The organism is Aquirufa sp. OSTEICH-129A, from assembly GCF_054558355.1.
This window is the reverse complement of the sequence record NZ_JBPXKC010000003.1, coordinates 424,510-448,752: the sequence shown is the minus strand read 5'-3', so window position 1 is coordinate 448,752 and position 24,243 is coordinate 424,510. Positions and strand designations below refer to the sequence as shown.

Below are 24,243 nucleotides of genomic sequence, written 5' to 3'. Positions count from 1 at the left end.
TAAATTTTCGTAGGCAGGAATATGCTAGGTAATGGTTAAATTGGTTTTTGTTAAGTTCAAAGTAAAATTACTTCAAAATACGGCTTTTTGCCCTTATTTGCAAGATGAATAGACCAATGGACCTAAATTTAGCACAGCCTAGGGTATTATGTCGGGTAAGTTCTAGGAATAAAAACATTCAAATTAGAGCCTAAATGAAATGATTGTAGGAATAATTTCAGAACTTTGAAATGGAATTATCAATTTATGCTAGTGAAATTTTTTGCCATCGTATTATTCATTTGTAGTGCTGCTTTTATTTCCTTAGGTCAAAGGGCTACGATAAAAGCCCCTCAGGAAAAATTGGGAGGTTATGTGATTTTTGAAAAAGATAACCATGGTTTGATTGCCACGACCAAGGATATCGGACAATTTGATTATCCTAATGCGCTCATCGCCTGTGAAAATCTCAACTTAAACGGTTTTGATGATTGGCGATTACCCACGCAGGAGGAATTTGAATTAATTCATCAAAAGTTGAATCTTAAAAAAATGAAGTCCAATAATGTGTTCAAATCTGCTTGGTACTGGACTTCCACAGAAATAGATAAAGAACATGCCGTGACTCATAATTTGAACACGGGCATGCAAACTAACTATTTTAAACGTCTAAGTATGCGAGTTTTAGCGGTCAGGACTTTTTAATTATACTCCAAACTGTCGTAAGTGATGGTCTAAATGCTTGTAAAGCATATTGTTCCACTCGGTTTCATTGAGTATTCCTAAACTAAGAGAAGGTCGTTGACACAGTTCTTGCGCACCCATTCTTTCAATCTCTAGGATGTAGGTCTTTAAACGGTTTTTTTCTATTTCGAAATCGTGCTCATTCACCTTGAGGAATGATGGAGCCGTGCGGGCATTTTTTAGGTAAGGTGCCTCATTGGTTAAGAGGTTCTTTAGAAATAATTTCAAGAATAATTTAAGGTACCAAGGAACTTGCTCTGTGTTTTCCCCTTTGATTTGTTCATATGGAACGCATAAATGAGCCAACATTTGAGCCACGTTCATTTTTCCCCATAGGGCCTTGGAGTCAGGCTTTAATGCATCAATTCTAGCAAGTAATTGTTTGCTTGTTTCTGATTTAAAAATAGATGGCAAGGGCATAATGGTTCTTTTAAGGTACTAATGTTAGCTCTTTGCCCGCAAATTTCCAATGCTTTACGTGGTAAAGTTCACTTTTGATGTCTTTTGTTTTGGAGAATATAACTTGCTCTAAATCAATGTCATCAGCCTCAATTGCCCGGTAGGCTTGATCGCATTCGATTTGTACATCCTGCAATTTGATTTGCCTGATGGGCATTTCGGGTAATCCGCGAATCAGAAGGCCTGTCTGAGCACCTTTTACACGTATGCGTTCTGCCCAAATGGATTTAAACTGAGGAGTTCCTTCATTGACTGGCATACTAGCAATGACGGGTTTTTCTTCCCCATTGCCAAAAGTGCTTAGTGGATCTTTACCTTGATAATACATGTCAAAGAGAATAGCTTCTCCAGCAATATTTTTCATCAGAATATCTCGAATGTACACATTTTCCACAATGCCACCCCTTCCTCTAGCTGTTTTGAAACGAAGTCCCACATCTGTACCTAAAAATTGACAGTTGGAAACATATAAATCATGAACTCCTCCAGACATTTCACTGCCTACCACCACGCCTCCGTGCCCGTGAAATACTTGGCACTGGTCAATCCAAATATGTGCACTAGGCCTAGCCCTTTTTCTCCCTTCTTCGTCTTTACCCGATTTGAGGCAAATACCATCATCACCTACATCAAAACTGCTATTTTTAACCAAGACATATTCACATGATTCAATATCTATCCCATCTCCATTTTGAGCAAACCATGGATTTTTAACTTTTATTTCGTTGACTGTTAGGTGCTTACAAAGTAATGGATGGATATTCCAAGCAGGGGAGTTTTGAAAGCTGACACCTTGCAATAAGATTTGTTCACATTCAATCAGGCTAATCATATTGGGTCTCAAAAACTCTTTGATTTCCTCTGACTTTTCGATGGTCCAACCCGCAGCTACCACACCTGCACGGTCCATTTTGGCGGCCTTTAAAGCTCGGGAAGTTGGGTACCAAGTATCTTTTGTGTCGTTTAAGACACCTCCTGATTTGACTAATTCAGCCCATTCACCAGCTGTTAATTTACCCTTTTTGACAGGTCGCCAGGCTTCACCAGCCCCATCGATTATTCCATGCCCAGTGATGGCAATATTCGTAGCATGAAAGGCTGAAATGGGAGATTGCGCACGAATGGCTTCTACTCCTTCCCAAGATGTTTTCACCAGTGGATAGTCTTTACTTTGGCGGCTAAATTGTAATAAGGCACCAGAAGCTAAGTGTAAATTGACATTTGATTTTAAAATAATCGGGCCACTAAGCCAAAATCCAGCTGGTAGATGAACCACTCCACCACCCTGCTCATGACAAACATCTATGGCTTGTTGAATAGCAGTGGTATTAAGTTGACTTGGAGAAGAAATAGCCCCATAGCGAACGATGGAAAAAGTATCTAATTTAAATGCTGTGCCCGCTACTAAGGGTATTTCATATTGGTATTTTTGGCTGAAGGCTGATTTTTTGAGAAAGCTTCTGAGCGCTTCATTGGAATCAAATATGGCTGAAGCTACTGCTTGTGCCATCCAAGAGGCTCCGTAAACTGAAAAGTGAGTGTCATCTGAGACTCCTTTCATGAATTTTTTGAAGATTCCGGCAGGATAATGCAGGTATATTTTTTTAGATAAGTCGGGGCCTAATTTTTCAATTTGTGCCCTACTGATTTTTTCTAAGTCGATCAGGAGGACTTTTTCTTGTTTAGCTACTTCTCTGACTACTTGCGGGTATTCGCCGTGCTGATCCACAAAGGCCCCTGCGGAATCAAATTTACGCCTTTGGATGGAAGTTAATAAAACGGGAATCCCTCCTTTGGATCGAGTTTCTTTGACATACCGAGTGATATTTTCCCGGTAATCAGTTTGCGCCGCAGCATATCTACTGGTATCGGATATTTTGGCATCATTATGCCCAAATTGAATGAAAACATAATCACCTTTTTTGATTTGTTGAAAGACTTTAGCCCACCTTCCTTCTTTTCGGAAACTTTTGGTGCTCCGACCATTATAGGCATGGTTTTGTACTTCTACGGCCTCGTTAAATAAGTGAGCGAAAGGCATTCCCCAGCCAGTTTCTGGATAATCGGCAGGGACTTTATCTGCCATGGTAGAATCACCAATGAGAAAAACACGCAGAGGTTCAGCGGTTTGGAAACTAAATAAGGCAATACTAAGCAAAAGAAATGCTAGGCGAGTTTTCATGTATTCGGATTTCATTGACTTTAAAAGGGGAATGTCAATAAAATTTACCCGTTACCTAGCGATTTATAGCCACACTACTTAAAATAGATTGGATAATTTGAAGGGTGCTTATGCCATCTGCTTCTGCCACATAATTGAGGATGATGCGGTGATTCAATACATCTGGCGCCATTTCTTTGATGTCTTCTGGTAAAACATAGTCGCGTCCTTCTAGGTAAGCCATTACTTTTGCGGCTAGATTGAGGTGTATGCTGGCTCTGGGTGATGCGCCAAACTGAATGTAATTCGCCTCTTGAACTAATCCATATTCGGCAGGATTACGTGTGGCAAAGATTAATTCAATGATGTATTTTTCTAAGGTTTCACTGATGGTGATTTGGTTGATTTCCTTCCTGATTTTCTGAATATCTTCCAAATTCATGATGGTCTTTACCTCATATTCAAAGTCCATGTTGGACATTTTCCGCATTACCTCTAATTCTTGTTCTTTATCTAAATAATTCAAGAATACCTTAAGCATAAAGCGGTCCACTTGCGCTTCTGGAAGAGGAAAAGTTCCTTCTTGTTCAACAGGGTTTTGAGTGGCTAAAACTAAAAAGGGCTTATCTAATGGATAGGTAGTATCGCCAATCGTTACTTGTTTTTCAGCCATGGCTTCTAACAAGGCTGATTGCACTTTGGCAGGAGCACGGTTTATTTCGTCGGCTAAAATGATTTGAGCAAAAATGGGTCCTTTTTTTACTTCAAACTCATTTTTTAAGGGATTATAAATCATGGTTCCTACCAAATCAGCTGGTAATAGATCTGGCGTAAACTGGATGCGATGAAAATGGAGATCAAGGATTTTTGCTAGGGTGTTGATGGTTAATGTTTTGGCTAATCCAGGTACCCCTTCTAAGAGCACGTGTCCACCGGTAAATAGACCCACTAAAAGTCGATTTATCAACCTTTCTTGCCCTACTACCACCTTACTCATCTCATGTAAAAGGGCATTTATTTTTTCTCTAGAATCCATCGTATCAATCGTTTTTTATCCCTTTGGGGTTTACCATTTTTTAAAAATAACATAAACCGCCAGAAGTATTAGGCCAAAACCTAAGAAATGATTCCAGGCTAGTTTTTCAGACTTCACCACGAAAATAAGAAAAAGGGTGAAGACTATGAGGGAAATGGCCTCTTGAATAGTCTTTAATTCAAAAAAAGAGAATGGCCCTCCATTTTCCTTAAATCCTAGTCGATTGGCAGGTACTTGTATGGCATATTCAAAAAAAGCGAGTCCCCAGCTGAATAGTATGATGGTACAAATTCCTGCATGTTTCAGCCAGGAACTTTCTTTCCATTGCAAATGCCCATACCACGCCAAGGTCATAAAGACGTTGGATAGAACGAGCAATGCCACGGTAATGCCAGCTCTCATTTAATTTAATTTTTTATATCGGATTCGTTTAGGAATGATGTCATTGCCCAAACGTTTCTTTCTAGCTTCTTCGTACTCGGAATAATTGCCCTCAAACCAAGTAACTTGGGAATCACCTTCAAAGGCTAAAATATGCGTTGCAATTCGGTCAAGGAACCATCTATCGTGGGAAATGACAACTGCGCATCCTGCAAAATTTTCTAAACCTTCCTCGAGTGCTCGAAGCGTATTTACATCCAAATCGTTGGTAGGTTCATCCAGCAATAAAACGTTGGCTCCTTCTTTTAACATCATAGAAAGGTGCACTCTGTTTCGCTCTCCCCCCGAAAGGTTGCCAATTTTTTTCTCTTGATCAGCCCCATTGAAGTTGAATTTACTCACATAGGCGCGGGCATTGCTTTGCTTTCCACCTAACATGACCCAATCGTTTCCATCAGAGATCGTTTCAAATACTGATTTTTCTGCTTTTAATTGATGGTGCTCTTGGTCCACATAGGCCAGTTGAACAGTTTCCCCCACTTCAAAACTACCAGAGTCGGGTTGTACCTGACCAGTGATTAATTTAAACAGGGTGGTTTTACCCGCACCATTGGGGCCAATTATGCCGACAATTCCTGCAGGAGGCAAGGAAAAACTTAGATTTTCAAAAAGTAACTTATCACCATACGATTTGGAAACACCTTGTACCTCAATCACTTTATTTCCTAAACGTGGACCTGCGGGAATGTAGATCTCTAATTTGTCTTCTTTTTGTTTATTTTCTTCCGAAAGGAGCTTTTCATAGGCCCCAATACGTGCTTTTGATTTAGCTTGACGAGCCTTTGGGGCCATTCTTACCCATTCCAACTCACGCTGTAAAGTCTTCTGTCGACGAGACTCAGTTTTTTCTTCTTGAGCCAAACGGTTTTGCTTTTGCTCCAACCATGAGGAATAATTTCCTTTCCAAGGAATCCCTTCACCACGGTCAAGTTCTAGAATCCATCCTGCCACATTGTCTAAGAAATAACGGTCGTGGGTAACGGCAATCACCGTTCCTTTGTATTGGCGTAAATGTTCTTCTAACCACCAAACGGATTCAGCATCTAAGTGGTTGGTAGGCTCGTCCAACAATAGAACATCGGGTTCTTGTAATAATAATCGGCAAAGAGCAACACGTCTTTTTTCTCCTCCAGATAAAGTACTAATGAGCGCATCGGACGGAGGACAACGCAAAGCATCCATTGCTTTTTCTAAACGATTGTCCAGTTCCCAGGCATTGAAGTGATCTAATTTTTCTTGTACTTCACCTTGTCGGGAAAGTAATTTGTCAAAATCAGCATCCGGATCACCAAAAGCTTCATTGATTTCATCAAATTCTCTCAAAAGGTTTTTGATTTCAGCTACCCCTTCTTCCACCACATCTAACACAGTTTTATTGGGATCAAGTTGGGGTTCTTGCTCCAGCAAACCCACGGTATAACCTGGAGAAAAAACAACTTCGCCTGTGTATGATTTATCGATTCCTGCAATGATGCGTAGCAAAGTTGATTTTCCGGAACCATTAAGACCCAGGACTCCAATTTTGGCTCCGTAAAAGAATGACAGGTAAATATTTTTTAAAATAGTTTTCTGTGGAGGGATGGTCTTAGAGACCCTTTCCATCGAAAATATGATTGTTTCGTTGCTCATGCGGCGTTTGGAATTTTAATAAGATGCAAATATCGTAAAAAGCCGGAAACTGTTTCCGGATTATTTTTTGTTTTAGTGATTTTTAAAAAGATTATTAATCCAAAATGTTTAGAGATTTATTAAAATTTAAATAATTTAGGGCTTTGTAAAAAAGATTATTTAAACCACACCTAATTTTTGAGCCAGGGCATTTGCTTGAAGCTCTCTTATATCAAAAAAGATGGAAGCAACCACCTCCAATGAATTTGGATTTTGTCGAGATGGCAAAGTCTATATCAAAGCATTTCTTAACTTTCCCGAGCGTGAGATTGGTTTTGTTCGTAATACGGAACAAGAAGCATTGCAGTATTTTGTCAACCGTTTTGAATTAGCCAAGAAAAAAGTCGCGGATTTATCCAACGAAGTCAAGGAAGTCCAAAACAAAGGTTCATTTTTGACAAAAGTAGTTCAAATGAAGGCTTATTTGTCTGAGTTTGATGGCCTAGGTGATTTTAAACCATTATTTGATGAGTTGGATAGAATTGAAGAGTTTTTACGCTCATTGATTCAACAAAATCAGGTTAAGAATTTAGAGATTAAACGCGCTCTAATAGAAGACGCAAAAAATGCTGCTCACGGGGAAGATGTTTTAGTGGCTACGGAGCAATTGGTAGAAATAAAATCCAAATGGGTTAAAACCGGGCCGGTAGATCGCCAATATCAAGACGAATTAACGAATTCTTTTCAAGCAATTTTAGAGGCATTTTTCTTACGAAGAAGGGTGTATTTTGAAGAGAAGAATCGAATCATAGATGAGAAAATAGCCAAATTACAAGGATTTATTGATGGGGTGCATCAATTGAGAAAAGCACCCGATATTGATGATTCTGTGGGTAAGGTAAAAGAATTACAAAAGGAGTGGAAAACCGTATTAGGTTTACCTCCGAAAAAACAATCGATGCTTTGGAAGAATTTCAAAAAGGCAAACGATATGTTTTTTGAAAAGTACAATCGAATTAAAGGTATTGAGGTTAAACCTCGTATTGACCCTCGCGTTCAAGAGCTAATGGCGATGACCCAGGAGCTAGAATCCAAATTGGGAGATCAGGTAAATATGCCTGCTACGGCAGATAAAGCGAAAGCTTATTTAGTGAAGTGGAAAGAAATTACAGCACAAATGAAATCCTTGGATCGTAGTTTGGCAGAACGTTTCAGAACCATTTGCGATAAGATTTTTGAGATGAATTATTTATTGAGGGTTATTTCTTACCGTCATCCTGCTTTAAACGATAAACCAAGAATTGAGCAATTGAAAATCATGATTAATCAAATGGATTACATGACAAAGAAAGAGCGCAGTGAATTGGAAAGCTTTATCGCCCAAGCCGAACAGGATCGCCAAATGGAAGAAAAACCGATACAAAGTAAGATTAATACGCAAAAGCGTAAAATCAGTATGAAGGAAATTCTTTTAACCGGTTTTAAAACAGAATTGGATCAATTACTCAATGCTTAATCCCATTTGATGGGCTAAACCTGAAAAATCTAGCCCATCAAATGTACCTGAGGACATCATTAACAGGTTACATTGGTTCCAAGTTTGCTGTGCTAGGTAAGCTTTCATGGCGGCCGGATCTCTTAGAATAATCAAATTCGGGTGTTGAAAATAGGGTTGTACCTGATCATCTTCCATTCGCTCCATTTTTTTTATCTCCCGTGCATGCTCACTTAAATAGATGACAGCAGCATCTGCTGCATCTAATGTCTTGGAATAATGAGGCAGAAAGGCAGGATTTAAACTGCTGAAAGTATGTAATTCAAGACAAGCAATCAGCTTTCTTTGGGGATATTGGCTTTTAAGTGCTTCTGTGGTAGCTTTTACCTTAGAAGGGGCATGAGCAAAATCTTTGTAAAATAAAGTGGAGTCGGACTTGCCAACCAGCTCCAGGCGTTTAGCAGCGCCTTTGAATGACTGAATTGCTAAATAAAAATCGCTGGTAGAAATACCTACTTGTTCACAAAGTAAACGAGCGCCATTCAGGTTTTTTAAACTATGCTCACCAAAAATTTGAATTTCATATTCTTTCCCATCTAAACCTTTTAAAATGGTTAGTCCATTTTTAATATAAGATGGATGTGCTTCATAGCCTGTTTTTTCCGTGTGGTCTGGGCAAGAGTCCGTTAATTGTTCTAAGGTTCTATCTTTTTGATCGTAGAATAGACTGCCTGCTTTGGGCATGGATTTAATTAATTCTTCGAAAGAAGCTGTATAGGATTCAAAAGTGGGATACACATTGATATGATCCCAAGCGATCCCAGAAATTAACGCAATATGAGCTTGGTACAATAAAAATTTAGCTCTTCTGTCGATGGGGGAGGCCAAATATTCATCTCCTTCAATGACAATTATCGGTGCGTCGGATAATGAGGCCATTAAGTCAAATCCCTCAATTTTGGCTCCAACTAGGTAATCAAATTTTTTATGGAGTGTCTTAAGAACATGTAATACCATGGAAGTAATGCTGGTTTTTCCATGACTTCCAGCTATGACAATGCGCTGTTTATTTTTACTATGTTCAAACAAGAATGAAGGGTAAGATTCTATACGAATTCCTAATTCTTGAGCTTTGAGTAATTCGGGATTATCAGCACGGGCGTGCATGCCTACAATGACACAATCTAAATCGCTTTGTATTTTTTCTGGAAACCAACCAAAACTTTCAGGCAAAATGCCGTGTTTCTCTAGCAAGCTTTTCGATGGTTCGTAGATTTCATCATCTGAACCTGAAATTTTATAACCTTGAACCTGAAGTGCTAAGGCTAGATTATGCATCGCCGCACCACCTATAGCGATAAAATGAATTTTTGGTATGTAACATTGTATAGAATAGTTTGCAAAGTACATACTTTTATTGCAGTTTTGCACGTTTTTCCACAATTCGAGAGTACTCGTTTTTTAATTTGGTAAGTATCCATGAAAAATTACATCGATCTAATTGATCAAACCATTGAATTTCCTACTCGGGAATTCAATATCAATGAGAACAATGAGTTATTGTTTAATAATGTCCCTTTGATGGAGATCATTAAACAATATGGTACACCATTAAAATTATCCTATTTACCCAAGATTGGGGAGCATATCGATAATGCCAAATTATTGTTTAGAAATGCCATCAAGAAATACAATTACAAGGGAAATTACACCTATTGTTATTGTACTAAATCCTCCCATTTTTCCTTTGTATTGGATGAGGTCATTAAACAGCATGTTCATTTAGAAACGAGCAGTGCTTTTGATATACCCATTATTCGGGATATGTATGAGCGTGGGAAAATTTCTAAATCGACTTATATTTTATGCAATGGATATAAGCAGCCTTTGTATACTCAATACATTTCAGAGTTTATCAATGAAGGCTTCAATTGTATTCCAATATTAGATAATTTAAAGGAAATTGATTTTTACGAGAAATCCGTTACGGCAGACAAAGTTAATTTGGCCATACGTATTGCTACTGATGAGGAACCGGATTTTGCCTTTTATACTTCTCGTTTAGGTGTACGTTATTCTGATGTGAATTCACTTTATTTAGATAAAATCAAGCCGAATCCACGTTTTAATTTGAAGATGTTACATTTCTTCATCAATACAGGTATTAAAGATAGTGCCTATTATTGGTCGGAGTTGAGTCGCTTTATTTACAAGTATTGTGAGATTAAAAAGATTTGCCCAGAATTGGATTCCATTGATTTAGGAGGAGGCCTGCCGATTCAAACTTCATTGCAATTTAATTACGATTACCAAGCCATGGTTGATGAGATAGTAGAATCTATCTCCTGGATTTGTAATAAAAACAATGTGCCTGTTCCTAATATTTTTACGGAATTTGGTTCGTATTCAGTAGGAGAGAGTGGGGCCGTTTTGTATGAGATTATAGATCAAAAATTGCAAAATGATAAAGAGCTTTGGTATATGATTGACGGTTCTTTCATCACTCAGTTACCTGATTCATGGGGAATGAACCAAAAGTACATCATGTTACCGGTTAATAATTGGGGCTCTCCCTACCAAAAAGTGAATTTAGGAGGCTTGACATGTGATTCCATGGATTTTTATAATACGGAAGCGCATAGTTCTGATTTATATTTACCTATTTTTGAGGAAGCGACTGAGCGACAGTACGTTGGCTTTTTTCACACAGGAGCTTACCAAGAGTCCTTAGGAGGTTATGGAGGTATTCAACATTGTTTGATTCCTGCGCCTAAGCATGTGATTATTGATCGTTTAGAAGATGGAACGGTGACAACCCGTTTGTTTTCTGAGGAGCAAAATAGTAGTTCCATGTTGAATATTTTGGGTTATAACCAACCAAACACGCTTACCTCAGAGGAAGAATTAAATACGAAAATAGAGCTTGAGATAAAAGCAAAAACTAAATTAGCATCTGTTTAAAACTAATTATATGAAAAAAGTATTGGCCATCGTGTTGCTTGCCACTTTTGTATGTGCAGCTTGTTCACAAAATACCAATTGTCCAGCTTACGGTACTACCCGTGCTGATGCCCCGAAAGTGAAAAGAGGTTAATCCTCCCAGTTGAAACTTTTAGATACAGCTTTCTTCCATTGTTTTTTCATATGGGATCGTAGGCTGTCATCCATTTGGGAATTCCAGCGATGTTGGATGGCCCAATTTTTCTTCAGATCCTCCAAGTTTTCCCAATATCCAACGGCAAGACCGGCCGCATAGGCTGCACCCAAGGCTGTAGTTTCAATAATTTTAGGGCAAATGACTTCTTGTCCCAGGATATCAGATTGGAATTGCATCAATAATTCATTAACTACCATGCCGCCGTCTACCCGTAAGGAAGTAATCGGAATACCAGCATCTTTTTCCATGGCTTCTAATACTTCCCATGTTTGAAAAGCGGTGGCTTCTAAGGCCGCTCGAGCAATATGGCTTTTATTGACATAGCTGGTTAGGCCAACCAAAACGCCACGGGCATCTTGTTTCCAATATGGAGCATAAAGTCCAGAAAAAGCTGGCACAAAATAGCAGCCTCCATTGTCTTCCACCTCCCTAGCAAGATTTTCAATATCAGGGCTATTTTGTATTAGGCCTAAATTATCTCGTAACCATTGAACCAGTGAGCCAGCAATGGCAACGGAGCCTTCCAGTGCATAATGCACTGGTTCGTTACCCAATTGATAAGCTACCGTAGTTAATAAACCAAATTGTGAAGGAATGGCTTGTTGACCTGTGTTCATCAAAAGAAAACATCCTGTCCCATAGGTGTTTTTTCCTTGACCAGGATTAAAACAAGTTTGGCCAACCAAGGCAGCTTGTTGGTCACCTAAAATGCCAGCTAAAGGTACTCCATCTAAAACTCCTTTGGCGTTTCCATATACTTGGGAACTAGCTTTAATTTCAGGAAGCATAGCTTTGGGAATATGTAAAACTTCCAATATTTCATCATCCCATGCGCAAGTGGATAAGTCCATTAATTGGGTTCTACTAGCATTGGTCACATCGGTAATGTGAATTCCCCCTTCTACTCCACCCGTTAATTGCCAAGATATATAGGAATCCATGGTGCCAAACAGGGCATCTCCTTTTAGCGCATCCTCCCTTAAGCCAGGTACATGATTCAGTAACCAACGTAATTTTAGACCGCTGAAATAGGTGGCTAAGGGCAATCCTGTTTTAGCCCGGAAGCGATCCATTCCACCTTCTTGGGCAAGCTCTGCTAATTCAGATCCGACGCGGGTATCTTGCCAAACCAAGGCGTTATGGTAGGGTTTTCCTGTTTTTTTATTCCAAACGACCGTAGTCTCTCGTTGATTTGTAATTCCAACAGCGGCAATATCTCGGGCAGATAAACCGGCTTTACCCAGTGCTAGCCCAATGACCTCTTGTACATTTTGCCAAATTTCTTCGGCATTATGTTCTACCCAGCCTGCTTGCGGATAAATTTGCTCATGTTCCTTCTGGCCCATGGAGATGATTTCTCCACCTTTGTTGAAAATAATAAATCTAGAACTTGTTGTTCCTTGGTCAATGGATCCGATATACATGGGAAAAATTAGTTTAATGTCAGTAAATATGCGCCAATCAAAGCGCCCGCCGAAGGTCCTAATACAGGAATCCAAGCATATTCCCAATCGCTTTTTCCTTTATTGGGAATGGGTAAAATGAAATGCATGATACGAGGACCTAAATCTCTTGCAGGGTTGACAGCATAACCTGTGGTACCTCCTAAAGCTAAACCAACTGCCCAAACAAGTATGCCGACTAAAAAGGGTCCAAGTCCATGTTCAATCGTAGAAAATGTTCCCAAAGCCACAATGATTAATGCGGAGGCAAAAGCCTCAGAGATAAAGTTGAATGGCCATGTTTTGATGGCTGGATCTGTACAAAAAGTAGCTTTAATGGCTCCAGCCTCCTCTGTTACCTGGTAATGAGGGTGGTAATGAAGCCAGACCAATAGTTGCCCTAACATGGCTCCCAAGATTTGCCCACCTACGTAGGTAGTAAAGAGTGCCCAATCTCCCGTTTTGACACATCCGGCAATCGTAACTATGGGATTTAAATGAGCCCCCGGGCTACCAAAATAAGTTGAAACGAATATGCCAATAGTAACAGCAAATGCCCAAGCAGCCGCTATGGCTAGTAAGCCTGTTTGATGTCCTTTGGTGCCTTTTAATAAAACGTTAGCCACTACACCATTTCCCAAATAAATCAAGGTGGCAGTTCCGGCTAATTCTCCAATAAAAATAGAACTCATTGTTTAAGGTTTAAATACCTTCAAAAATATGAAATTTATCTATAATAAATAGGCTTTTTTCGTGAAGCTAGATTTTATTTCTCGAATTTAATTTTGACCCAAATGCTCATTTATTGCGGGCATAAAATTATCTTTGATTAACAATATAAATTTTCAAGTTTTATGCGTGAAGACTATTTGAAGGGAGATTCTGAGTCATTACCTCAGCAGGAAAAGGAAATTGATAAGGCATTACGGCCTTTGAGTTTCTTTGATTTCACGGGTCAAGGGAAGATCGTTGAGAACTTAAAAATATTTGTTGGCGCTGCCAAAGCAAGAGAGGAGGCGCTGGATCACGTATTATTGCATGGTCCTCCAGGTTTGGGTAAGACCACGCTCTCTCATATCATTGCGAATGAATTAGGCTCAACTTTGAAAATTTCTTCAGGACCTGTTTTAGACAAGCCATCTGATTTAGCGGGCTTGCTTACGAATTTACAGCCCTATGATGTTTTATTTATTGATGAGATTCATCGCCTGAACCCCATTGTGGAGGAGTATTTGTATTCCGCCATGGAGGATTATAAAATTGATATTATGTTGGATTCAGGCCCTAATGCACGCAGTATTCAGATTGGTTTGAATCCTTTTACCTTGATTGGGGCTACCACCCGAGCTGGTTTGCTTACTTCGCCTTTGCGCGCAAGGTTTGGAATAAATGCGAGATTGGAATATTATGATGCTCAATTATTGACCACCATTGTAAAACGCTCGGCAACCATTTTAAATATGCCCATTGATGAAAGCGGGGCATTTGAAATAGCTAGAAGAAGTAGGGGAACTCCGCGTATTGCCAATAATTTACTTAGACGTACGCGTGATTTTGCTCAAATCAAAGGGACAGGGAGCATTGATGTGGAGATTGCAAAATTCGCCTTAGAGGCTTTGGATGTGGATATGAATGGTTTAGATGAAATGGATAATCGCATTTTGCTAACGATCATTGAAAAATTTAAGGGAGGCCCTGTGGGTTTAACGACGATTGCTACGGCTTGTGGAGAAGAGGCTGAGACCATTGAAGAGGTATATGAGCCATTTTTAATTCAGGAAGGATTTTTGAAAAGAACATCCCGAGGAAGGGAGGCTACCGAGAAAGCCTACCGCCACGTGGGGATTGCACCTAGATCCGAGACAGGATCTCTATTTTAAATTACATGATGTCAACAACAAACTTAATTGCAGTAATGACACTAATTTCAGTGTCTACTTTTGCCCAAATGAAATACCCCAAAACAAAAAAAATCGATCACATCGATAATTACCATGGAACCCAAGTTGCGGATCCATATCGCTGGCTTGAAGACGATAATAGTGAAGAAACAAAAGCTTGGGTGAAGGCTCAAAATGAGGTAAGTTTTGGTTATTTAAACCAAATTCCGTTAAGGGAGGAATTCAAAAAGCGTATTGAGGCGCTTAGTAATTATGAAAAAATTTCAGCTCCATTTCGCAAGGGAGATTGGTTTTATTTTTATAAAAATTCAGGTTTACAGAATCAATCCGTTCTTTATCGTCAAAAAGGCCTTCAAGGAAAACCTGAGCAAGTTATTGACCCAAACAGCTTATCCAAAGACGGAACTACTCGTTTGACCGTATTTTCCTTGAATAAATCAGGAAAATATGCTTGCGTAGGTTTAAGCTTGAGTGGTAGTGACTGGCAAACCTTTTATGTACGTGATATGGAGACGGGCAAAAATCTGCCTGATGAATTGAGTTGGGTGAAAGTGAGTGGAGTAGCTTGGAAGGGAGATGGGTTTTATTATTCGCGGTATCCAGAACCTGGTAAAGGAAAGGAATTAAGTACAAAAAACGAGAACCACCAGGTATGGTTTCATAAGGTGGGGACGTCTCAATCTCAGGATCAATTGATATATGAAGATGCGAAAAATCCACAACGCTTCCACACGGTGAGTACCTCGGATGATGAGCGTTTTGCATTTTTAACGATTTCGGATCGAGGCAAAGGTTTGGATGGAAATGCGCTTTGGGTTTTAGATGCTTCAAAAAGGGAGACGAAATTTAAGCCAGTAGTGGCCGAACCTGGAAAATACGATTTCAGTGTGGTGGATAATGATGGTGATATCTTGATTATGGAAACCAATGAGGGAGCTCCTAATAAGAAACTTGTACGTGTTGATCCGACTAATCCAGCCAAGGGAAATTGGAAGACCATTGTGGCAGAAAAGCCAGAGCCATTACAAGATGTGAATACTGTTGGTAAACGCTTGTTTTTGAATTATTCTAAAGATGTAAGCTCTCGCGTGCTGATTTATGATTACCAAGGGTCAGCACTTGGTTCAGTTACCTTACCTGGTCTTGGAAATGCGGGAGGATTTGGTGGCGAAAAGGAGGATAAATTTACTTTTTATACCTATTCTTCTTTTAATTTTCCTCCAACGATTTACCGATATGATATCGCGGAAAATAAGTCTACCCTGTTCCGTAAACCAAGTCTATCTTTTGATCCGTCGGATTATTCCGTCGTTCAAAAATTCTATCCATCAAAAGATGGCACTCAAGTTCCGATGTTTATTGTGAGTAAAAAAGGAATTGAATTAACTGGTAAAAATCCAACCATTTTGTATGGTTATGGCGGATTTAATATTAGTTCCAGCCCAGCTTTCTCAGCGAGTTTAATCCCTTGGTTAGAAAAGGGAGGAATTTATGTGGTTGCTAATTTACGTGGTGGTAGTGAGTATGGGGAAACGTGGCACGAAGCAGGAATGAAATTGAAGAAACAAAATGTGTTTGATGATTTTATAGCTGGCGCGGAATTTTTAATTCGTGAGAAATATACTTCTCCTGCTTATTTGGCAGCATCTGGCCGTTCCAATGGGGGTTTATTAGTTGGTGCAGTTATTAACCAAAGACCAGATTTATTTGCAGCTGCTCTTCCGGGAGTAGGTGTTATGGATATTCTGCGCTTCCAGAAGTTCACCATTGGTTGGAACTGGGTAGCTGATTATGGTAGTAGTGATAATCCGGAAGAATTCAAGGCGCTTTATGCCTATTCGCCATTACATAATATCAAAGAGATGAATTACCCAGCAACCATGGTCTTTACCTCAGATCACGATGATCGGGTAGTGCCAGCTCATTCATTTAAGTATGCTGCAACTTTGCAAGAGAAAAATACCTCATCAAAACCGATGATTATTCGAATCGATACCAATAGTGGACATGGTTCATCAAATACGGCAAAATTGATTGAACTTACGGCGGATTCGTATGCCTTTGTGCTATACAATATGGGAAAATAACATGAACGCTGTCAAGGTTTTAAACCTTGACAGCGTTGGTGAAATTCAGACTTTTTAACTGTATTTTTAATCTGTTCCTAGATATTCTACTAATTAAATCAGTTTGTTGATTATTAGGAAAAATTATCAATATTTTAGTGAATTCAAGGAGGAATTAATGGTTAGATTTGCCTAACGCTGTCAAGGTTTTAAACCTTGACAGCGTTGAGGATTTGGATTATTTCTACTAGGCGAATTGAATATTAATCTATTTTTACTCGGATGACAGCTCCGTCATTTCCTTGAGTGACTTGAACGAAATAGAAACCAGGATTAGCTTTTTTCAAATCAACTTGACCTAAATACCGGCCTTGGAAATCTTTTACAGTTTCTGATCCAACTTCTTTGCCATTTACGTCTCTTACATTAATGTTGACAGTACCTTTTTCTGGAGCTTGAAAGCGAATATTTATTTTCCCGTTAAATGGATGATTCGGGTTAGCGAATAGCCCCTTAATGGTACTAGATTCCTTTCCCCAAGCGATATTACCTCCACCCATTGGAAAACCCTCTTCTTGAAGCCTTCTTAAGCCTCGTAACTCAGGACCATTTTCATCAAAATCAAATTTGAAATTCTTTTCACCAGGTAATTTTTCAACATGTATTTCCATGTTGTCTGGCCCATGTCTAAAAATACGTACCTGCTTATCTTCTAGCTCATCCTTGAATTTCCTCATGCGTTTTTCAACTCGTGCCATAGCCCTTCTATCCAATGGTGTAATAGGTCCCATTCCATCCAAGTGCATTCTGTTTCCCCCTCCTTTTCGAATATTCATGGTGATGATTTTTGTTTTGCCATCTGATTTCCCCATTTCTTTGTTTAATGAGTCGTTCAAGTGCTTCATGCCAGCTTCAGCCAAGTCTGGATTAGAGAATGTCCTCTCTATGACTTTCTGTTTTCCATTTTCTTCTACAACAACCTTAATTGTAGACTCCGATTTTGGCGCGTCTTGTGCCAAGGCAAAGGTTCCCATCGTTCCTAAAAGGGCCGATAAAATGAATGTTTTCATACCAGTTTAATTTTTGTGATGGCACAAACTTAGATAAAGCATTCAAAACTTGACTGTTAAAGAATGTTAAGTGGCTGTTCAATAGGAAATTGGTACAATAAATCGTTTAATTTTGTTATTCAATGGTTTGAAAAGATATGTCCCAAAAGAAAATACGACTCATTATTGGCTTAATGACTTTGGCATTGATTGGCTTAATTTCCTTTCAGTCTTATTGGCTTGGTTTTATGTTGGAAACCAAAACAGAACAATTAGCGGCCGACATTCGTGATGGAATGGAAAAAGTGGTTCGTAAGTTGGAAAAACAAGAACTCTACGTTTTATCACAAAAACAAAGAGAATATGAAAATCAGCAAAAGGAGATAGCTGCACTTGAGAAGAAGCTAGCTTCTAAAGCCATTCCTCGACCACCACGTCCTCCGCAAGCTAAAGATCCTATGTTGGCGCAACATGATGCCATGGAATTGATTACAGAGGAAATCTCGCATGAATTTAAATTTAATCCAGGAGAACTTCAGGCTTTCAAAAAGTTCCAACAAAATGAAATGCCTAATGATATCCTGTATGTTAGAAAATCCTTTATGCTACCTAATGGGCAAATTGCTGAGGTGACAGAAGAATACCAAATTAATGCCGATTTAAAAGGGATCAATCGTCGCTTGCGAGAAGAGAAGCAACTCAATGACATGATGGGAGCAGTGAAACCTCGGGTTTTACAAGAGCTCAACAGAATTAAAGAATTAAATCGTTCGAAAGCTCGAGAAGCTAAACGTATAGCTGATTTGAATCGAATGCGACCTAAGTTTTTGGCACAATTACATAAAGAAGATCAACAAAAAACGCAGAAGATAAATGCACTTACCATTGACGCTGAAAAATTGAAAGAAGAGAAAGCGGAACTTCAAAAAGTGTTAAAAAAGACGGAGATGGCCAAGGAAGTATTTGCTGATTTCCTTTTCAAAGAAAGGCCTATAACCCAGCGTGTCTCGACCAAACATATCGACAGCTTAATTAAGCAAGAATTAGCAGAAAAGGGGATTTCTATGCCCTATGTGTTTGGGATTGGGCCTAAAGATTCCAGTAAATCGAAACAATGGGTCTATACCTCTGCTGGTTTAATGAAAACCCCAAGGGCTCAAACTGCCTCATTTATAACTCCTTTATTCCCCAATGACCTTAGACCGAGTGGTCAATATTTGCAAATTTATTTCCCTAATCAGGAGGCTTTAGTTTGGAAAGCGATGGGCTTTAGTTTTTTAGGCTCAGCTTTACTTTTACTCATCATGTTGGGCTGTTTTTACATAGCTGTTACTACCATTTTGAAACAAAAGAAATTAGCCGAAGTGAAAAATGATTTCATCAATAACATGACGCATGAATTCAAAACGCCCATTTCTACGATTTCCTTAGCGGCTCAATTAATTCAAGAGGAATCTACGGGTTTAAAAAGTGAATCTATTAGTCGTTATGTAGGTATTATCAAGGAAGAAAATATTCGTTTAGGTAGACAAGTAGAAAGAGTCTTACAAACGGCCCAAATGGAAAAAGAGACGATTGTTTTGAAGAAAAAGGAAATCAATTTACATACCTTAATTCAACAAGTGGCCGAGATAAATGGTCCATTGATTCAGTCTCAAGGAGGAAATTTGAATTTATTATTAGACGCCTCTCAGGCTCAGATAGAAGTAGATGAGGTTCATATTTCAAATGTGCTCTTTAATCTTTTAGACAATGCGATTAAATACAGCAAAGAGAAACCAGAGATCACGATAAGTACCAACTCTAGTCCAAGTTTCCTAAGCATCCGTATTTCTGACCAAGGTATTGGTATGGCTAAAGAGGTATTAGGTTCTGTATTTGAACCATTTTATCGGGTTCCTACAGGAAATATTCACAATGTTAAAGGCTTTGGCCTAGGATTGAGTTATGTGAAAAAAATTGTGGAAGCTCACGGCGGTACCGTTCAGGTTTCTAGTTTACCTCAAATTGGAAGTACTTTTGAAATAAGCTTACCATTTCATCCAACAACTTAATTTCATTTAATATGGAAAATAGTCGACCATCCATTTTATTAGCTGAAGATGATCCTAATCTAGGATTGTTATTGTCAGAATTCTTAAAAAAGAAGGGTTATGAAGTTCAATGGGCTCAAAATGGAGATGAAGCATTGGATAAGTTTGTCAAAGAGGCATTTGATATTTGTTTACTAGATGTCATGATGCCTAAAAAAGATGGGTTTTCTTTAGCTAAGGATATTAGGGCTACTCACTTGGATGTCCCTATAATTTTTCTTACTGCCAAATCCATGGAAGAAGATACCCTTCAAGGTTTTAAAGTGGGGGCAGATGATTATTTGACTAAACCATTTTCCATGGATGTATTGGTTGCTCGAATTGAAGCGGTTTTAAGAAGAACGCACTCTGGGAAGTCGGTGCCAAGTTTAGCCGAGGAGGTCAATCTTGGCGATTTTGTTTATTTTCCTCAAAAAATGAAAATAGTTTTGGGTCAAACTGAACAAAAGTTCACTCCCAAAGAAAATGACCTGATGAAATTGCTGTGTGAAAATTTGGGAAGGCCAGTCAGTAGAAGTTATGCCTTGAAATTGATTTGGGGAGATGATACTTATTTTAACGCTCGAAGCATGGATGTTTACATGACCAAACTTCGTAAAATGTTGAAAGAAGACCCTCGCGTACAGCTGATTAATCTGCACGGCGAAGGTTTTCGATTAAGTGTGGAAGGTCTTAGTTAATGTATTCAAAACCACAATAAGGAACTAAAACGGCAGGAATCTTTATGCCATTGGGACCTTGGTTATTTTCCAAAATAGCTGCTACTATGCGAGGGAGTGCCAAAGCAGAGCCATTTAAAGTATGGCATAAGATAGACTTACCATCTACTTTGGTACGTAATTTTAAGCGGTTTGCTTGAAAAGTTTCAAAATTAGAGACAGAACTAACCTCTAACCAACGTCCTTGAGCCGCAGACCATACTTCCATATCATAAGTCAAAGCCGAAGCAAAACCCATATCGCCACCACAAAGACGTAATACTCGATATGGTAATTCCATTTTTTGTAATAAGCCTTGAACATGCTGAGACATTTCCTCCAAGGCCTGATAAGAAGTCTCCGGTTTATGAATTTGTACAATCTCAATTTTATCAAATTGATGTAAACGATTTAAACCACGCACATGGGCACCCCATGATCCAGCCTCACGGCGGAAACAAGGTGTATGACCGACATTTTTGATGGGTAGTTCTTTCTCATTCACAATCACATCGCGATACAAATTGGTAATAGGAACTTCTGCAGTTGGGATTAAATAAAGGCCCTCTTCTTTGGTCACATACATTTGACCCTCTTTATCGGGTAATTGACCTGTACCAAAACCGGAATCCTCATTTATCAAAATAGGAGGTTGAATTTCGTAATAGCCGGCTTTGATTGCCTCATCTAAAAAGAAATTAATCAAAGCTCGTTGTAAGCGCGCCCCTTTACCTTTATATACAGGAAAACCTGCTCCTGTGATTTTGTTTCCTAATTCAAAATCAATGATGTCATATTGCTTAATCAAATCCCAATGCGGCTGAGCTGCTTCCCCTAAAGAAGGGATGTTGCCCCAGCTGAAAACCACTTCATTATCCTCTGCTGTTTTTCCTTGCGGCACAGAATGATGGGGAAGGTTTGGTAAGGTGACAAGTAATTCATATACTTCTTGCTCGGCACTTTTGGCAGCCTCACCTAATTCTTTGATACTAGCCTTTAGCGCAGCCGTCTCTGCTTTTTTGGATTCAGCCAAATCAGCTTGTCCATTTTTCATTAAAGCGCCAATTTCCTTGGCGGCGGCATTGGATTTTTCTAAAGCTTGCTCTGCCTGTTGTAATAATGTTTTACGTTTGTCATCTAAGGAAATCAATTGCTCAACAACCTTTTCAGCTTCAAAAAAACGTTTTTTCTGTAAACCTTGAATGGTTACTTCAGTATTAGCACGGATAAAAGCTAGCGTTAGCATAGGATTGATTTTAGAAGAATAAACCTTCGTTTAAGGCATTTAAAGACTCATTTTTATGTTTGGCATCTACCAAAAGGGAGATATTGTGCTCAGAAGCTCCATAAGAAATCATCCTAATTGGAATGTTTTTCATGGCATTTAATACTTTGATTGCAATACCTTCTTTGTCTGCCCAGAAATTTCCTACAATACAAATAATCACTTGGTCTTTATCGGGATCTTCCAATTCGGCAAATTCCCTCAACTCACTCATGATGGAATCTAAATGGGTAGTTTGGTCTATGGTTACCGATACAGAAACCTCCGAAGTGGTAATCATATCCACAGGAGTTTTATATTTTTCAAACACTTCAAATACGCGTTTCAAGAAACCATAGGCATTCAACATCCGGGTTGAGTGAATGTAAATAGCGGTAATATTATCCTTGGCAGCAATGGCCTTAATTTCAACATCCGTAGATTTTTCAGAAATCAATGTACCATAGGCGCTTGGCTCCATCGTATTTTTTAAACGAACCGGTACTCCTTTTAATTTGGCAGGTGTAATGGTGCTTGGATGTAGAATTTTGGCCCCGAAATAGGCTAATTCTGCTGCTTCGGCAAAGGATAATTCTCTGATTGGGAAGGTGTTCTTCACGATACGCGGATCATTGTTATGCATTCCATCAATATCCGTCCAAATTTGAACCTCCTCCGCAGCAATGGCTCCTCCAATCAATGAAGCTGTATAATCCGACCCACCACGTTTCAAGTTATCCACTTCTCCTTGGGGATTACGGCAGATAAAACCTTGCGTAATATAAATTTGCTTATTAGGTTCTTTGGCCAAAATAGCTCCTAAATTCTCTTCAATTTTCTTTAAGATTGGCTCATTATCGGCATCAATCACCATAAAATCCAAAGCAGGAAGTAATAGGGAGTTCACCCCCTCTTCTTGTAAGTATGCCTCAAATATTTGTGTGGACAATAATTCACCTAAGGCGACCATTTCCTTTTCCTGCTTGGTGCCATAGGGTTTGGTTGCAATTAATTGATCAATAAAAGCAAACTCTTTTTCGACAATGACTTTCCCTTTGGCTAAGCCTTGCTCTGTTTGATATAATTCTGATAAAAAAACATCATAATGATCACGCAATGCTTTTGCCTTGCTTTGAGCTTCCGTAATTTGACCAGCTAATAAAGATTCTGATATAGATAATAAGGAATTAGTACTTCCTGAAAGTGCAGATAATACCACGATTTTGGCTTTTCCATCTTCCGTGATAAGTTGACGGATCGACTTCATTCTTTCTGGTTTTCCAACGGAGGTACCTCCAAATTTCCAAACTTGCATATGGTGTTGTATTATGGGTTTATATAGCTAGCATTTTAATGGCAGTTATGGCCGCTTCATCGCCTTTGTTTCCATGTTTTCCTCCTGCTCGATCCATCGCTTGTTCCTGGCTATTGGGTGTTAAAACCCCAAAAATCACAGGTTTATCATATTTTAAACTTACATCCGTAATTCCTTTGGCTACGGCATCGCAGATAAAATCAAAATGACGAGTCTCACCTTGAATGACACAACCTAAACAAATGACAGCATCAATTTCTGGTTTTTGAGCCAATTTTTGAGCCCCTAAACTTAATTCGAAACTGCCAGGTACTTGAACTCGATGGATGAATTCCTCTTGAGCCCCATGGGCTAATAAGGTGTCTACGCAGCCCTGGTACAATGCTTCCGTTACTTCCGTATTCCATTCCGACACGACCACGGCGAATTGCTTTTGTTGAATGTCAGGTAGACTTTCTGTAGAAAAATCACTTAAATTTTTATGTTGGGAAGACATCTTGAATGGGTTAAAACAATAAGGGATAAAAGCTGCTGCTCTTATCCCTTCCTGATATAAAAATTTATCTAATTATTCAGAGATAGAGCTTTCTAATTGAGCTTTATATTTCTTAGCAGGTACAGCTTCTGCCGACTCAGGGAATTTTTCCGTGATATCTGTATAAGCAGCTAAAGCCTCTTTTCCTTGTTTATTAGCTTCATAGGCCGTAGCTAATTTTAACAGATAAGTAGGAGTAAAGAATTTATTAGGCTTATAATCAGCTGCTTTTTTATAATAATCAATGGCTTCTGCATACGATTTCTTTTCTACATAAGCATCCCCGATTAAGGAATAGGCTCTGGCTTGTACCAATAAATCTCCACTGCTAAAGTTTTTCAACTTTTCAATGGATTGGTCAAATTTACCTTGTTTCAATAAGGCAATTCCTTGGTATAAATCCGCTAAATTTTGAGTATTTCCTCCAAATTCGTCAGAAATCTTGGCTAAATCTTTCGTGACTTTGGATAAAGAATCAGCTTCAAAGGCATAAACCGCTTTGAATAATTTCTTCTCACCTTCCTCATCTTGTGTCTGGGTGTACCACTTGTAACCTAAAGTTCCTACCACTAGGGCCACGATAATGGCACCTAATCCTAATACTGAGGTTTTATTTTTTTCAAAAAATCCAGTGACCTTGCTCAACTCTTGTTGTAATGCCTCTGGGCTTTCAATAATTTCAATCGTTTCTTTAGTTTCTTTCTTTGCCATATTACGTCCTTATTTCAGGAGTCTAATTGTATTGCCCTTTCATTCAAATGGGTATAGGCCCATGAAAGGTTTGCAAAATTATAAAATCT

The 24,243-nt window shown here is 38.9% G+C and carries 21 protein-coding genes; 8 read left to right on the top strand and 13 right to left on the bottom strand.

The features are described 5' to 3' along the window. Window positions 1–246: 246 nt before the first annotated feature. Complete coding sequence (locus SKC36_RS08395) at window positions 247–684, top strand: Lcl C-terminal domain-containing protein (protein WP_459453256.1); 438 nt, start codon at window positions 247–249, stop codon at window positions 682–684. On the opposite strand, the gene SKC36_RS08390 is transcribed toward SKC36_RS08395, so the two are convergent. Genes SKC36_RS08390 through ettA form a run of 5 tightly spaced genes read right to left on the bottom strand, consistent with a single transcriptional unit; the run spans window position 685 to window position 6,449 of the window. Further along, window positions 685–1,143: a DUF1569 domain-containing protein gene (locus SKC36_RS08390; RefSeq protein WP_459465593.1), complete on the bottom strand. Its 459-nt coding sequence runs from the start codon at window positions 1,141–1,143 to the stop codon at window positions 685–687. Window positions 1,144–1,153: 10 nt separating this feature from the next. After that, on the bottom strand, window positions 1,154–3,364 hold the full coding sequence (locus SKC36_RS08385; protein WP_459465592.1) for a glycosyl hydrolase family 28 protein: 2,211 nt from the start codon (window positions 3,362–3,364) through the stop codon (window positions 1,154–1,156). 55 nt (window positions 3,365–3,419) lie between these two features. Further along, on the bottom strand, window positions 3,420–4,379 hold the full coding sequence (locus tag SKC36_RS08380) for an AAA family ATPase (RefSeq protein ID WP_459453259.1): 960 nt from the start codon (window positions 4,377–4,379) through the stop codon (window positions 3,420–3,422). A gap of 30 nt (window positions 4,380–4,409) precedes the next feature. Then, entirely contained in the window at window positions 4,410–4,781 is a 372-nt protein-coding gene (locus SKC36_RS08375) for a DMT family protein (RefSeq protein ID WP_459453260.1), read from the bottom strand. Next, window positions 4,782–6,449, bottom strand: a complete 1,668-nt coding sequence (gene ettA, locus SKC36_RS08370) for an energy-dependent translational throttle protein EttA (RefSeq protein ID WP_459465591.1) — start codon at window positions 6,447–6,449, stop codon at window positions 4,782–4,784. Window positions 6,450–6,669: 220 nt separating this feature from the next. Between ettA and SKC36_RS08365 the strand changes: the two genes are divergently transcribed. After that, window positions 6,670–7,944: a DUF349 domain-containing protein gene (locus tag SKC36_RS08365; protein ID WP_459453262.1), complete on the top strand. Its 1,275-nt coding sequence runs from the start codon at window positions 6,670–6,672 to the stop codon at window positions 7,942–7,944. Here the strand turns inward: SKC36_RS08365 and SKC36_RS08360 are convergent. Then, window positions 7,930–9,333 (bottom strand): UDP-N-acetylmuramate--L-alanine ligase, encoded by a 1,404-nt coding sequence (locus SKC36_RS08360; RefSeq protein WP_459465590.1) that lies wholly within the window; start codon window positions 9,331–9,333, stop codon window positions 7,930–7,932. The two genes, SKC36_RS08365 and SKC36_RS08360, sit on opposite strands and share 15 nt — an antisense overlap. 69 nt (window positions 9,334–9,402) lie before the next feature. Here SKC36_RS08360 and SKC36_RS08355 point away from each other — a divergent pair, with 69 nt between their 5' ends. After that, entirely contained in the window at window positions 9,403–10,884 is a 1,482-nt protein-coding gene (locus SKC36_RS08355; RefSeq protein WP_459453264.1) for a type III PLP-dependent enzyme domain-containing protein, read from the top strand. A 10-nt stretch (window positions 10,885–10,894) separates the two neighbouring features. Next, the gene (locus SKC36_RS08350; protein WP_262495125.1) at window positions 10,895–11,017 is read left to right on the top strand and encodes a hypothetical protein; all 123 of its coding nucleotides are present in this window, start codon (window positions 10,895–10,897) and stop codon (window positions 11,015–11,017) included. Here SKC36_RS08350 and glpK read toward each other — a convergent pair. Beyond that, on the bottom strand, window positions 11,014–12,504 hold the full coding sequence (glpK, locus tag SKC36_RS08345; protein ID WP_459453265.1) for a glycerol kinase GlpK: 1,491 nt from the start codon (window positions 12,502–12,504) through the stop codon (window positions 11,014–11,016). The two genes, SKC36_RS08350 and glpK, sit on opposite strands and share 4 nt — an antisense overlap. A gap of 8 nt (window positions 12,505–12,512) precedes the next feature. Beyond that, a complete protein-coding gene (locus SKC36_RS08340) occupies window positions 12,513–13,214 on the bottom strand; it encodes an MIP/aquaporin family protein (RefSeq protein ID WP_459453266.1) in 702 nt (233 codons plus the stop codon). A gap of 162 nt (window positions 13,215–13,376) precedes the next feature. Here SKC36_RS08340 and ruvB point away from each other — a divergent pair, with 162 nt between their 5' ends. Then, a complete protein-coding gene (gene ruvB, locus SKC36_RS08335; protein ID WP_459453267.1) occupies window positions 13,377–14,402 on the top strand; it encodes a Holliday junction branch migration DNA helicase RuvB in 1,026 nt (341 codons plus the stop codon). 8 nt (window positions 14,403–14,410) lie between these two features. After that, window positions 14,411–16,510, top strand: a complete 2,100-nt coding sequence (locus tag SKC36_RS08330) for a prolyl oligopeptidase family serine peptidase (protein WP_459465605.1) — start codon at window positions 14,411–14,413, stop codon at window positions 16,508–16,510. A gap of 242 nt (window positions 16,511–16,752) precedes the next feature. On the opposite strand, the gene SKC36_RS08325 is transcribed toward SKC36_RS08330, so the two are convergent. Then, complete coding sequence (locus SKC36_RS08325; RefSeq protein ID WP_459465589.1) at window positions 16,753–17,559, bottom strand: T9SS type A sorting domain-containing protein; 807 nt, start codon at window positions 17,557–17,559, stop codon at window positions 16,753–16,755. A 137-nt stretch (window positions 17,560–17,696) separates the two neighbouring features. Between SKC36_RS08325 and SKC36_RS08320 the strand changes: the two genes are divergently transcribed. Together SKC36_RS08320 and SKC36_RS08315 are read left to right on the top strand one after the other, a co-directional pair. Beyond that, window positions 17,697–19,592 carry a sensor histidine kinase gene (locus SKC36_RS08320; protein ID WP_459465588.1) on the top strand — a complete coding sequence of 632 codons (1,896 nt, stop codon included), beginning with the start codon at window positions 17,697–17,699 and terminating at the stop codon, window positions 19,590–19,592. Window positions 19,593–19,603: 11 nt separating this feature from the next. Next, the gene (locus SKC36_RS08315) at window positions 19,604–20,311 is read left to right on the top strand and encodes a response regulator transcription factor (protein ID WP_459453270.1); all 708 of its coding nucleotides are present in this window, start codon (window positions 19,604–19,606) and stop codon (window positions 20,309–20,311) included. Here SKC36_RS08315 and serS read toward each other — a convergent pair. From serS to SKC36_RS08295, 4 genes are all read right to left on the bottom strand, one after another. Next, entirely contained in the window at window positions 20,304–21,575 is a 1,272-nt protein-coding gene (serS, locus tag SKC36_RS08310; RefSeq protein ID WP_459465587.1) for a serine--tRNA ligase, read from the bottom strand. The genes SKC36_RS08315 and serS overlap by 8 nt on opposite strands. 10 nt (window positions 21,576–21,585) lie before the next feature. Next, entirely contained in the window at window positions 21,586–22,908 is a 1,323-nt protein-coding gene (locus SKC36_RS08305) for an aspartate kinase (protein WP_459453272.1), read from the bottom strand. 19 nt (window positions 22,909–22,927) lie between these two features. Next, window positions 22,928–23,404 (bottom strand): 6,7-dimethyl-8-ribityllumazine synthase, encoded by a 477-nt coding sequence (gene ribH / locus SKC36_RS08300; RefSeq protein WP_459453273.1) that lies wholly within the window; start codon window positions 23,402–23,404, stop codon window positions 22,928–22,930. Between the two features lie 72 nt (window positions 23,405–23,476). Beyond that, window positions 23,477–24,154: a tetratricopeptide repeat protein gene (locus SKC36_RS08295; RefSeq protein WP_459453274.1), complete on the bottom strand. Its 678-nt coding sequence runs from the start codon at window positions 24,152–24,154 to the stop codon at window positions 23,477–23,479. Window positions 24,155–24,243: the final 89 nt, after the last annotated feature.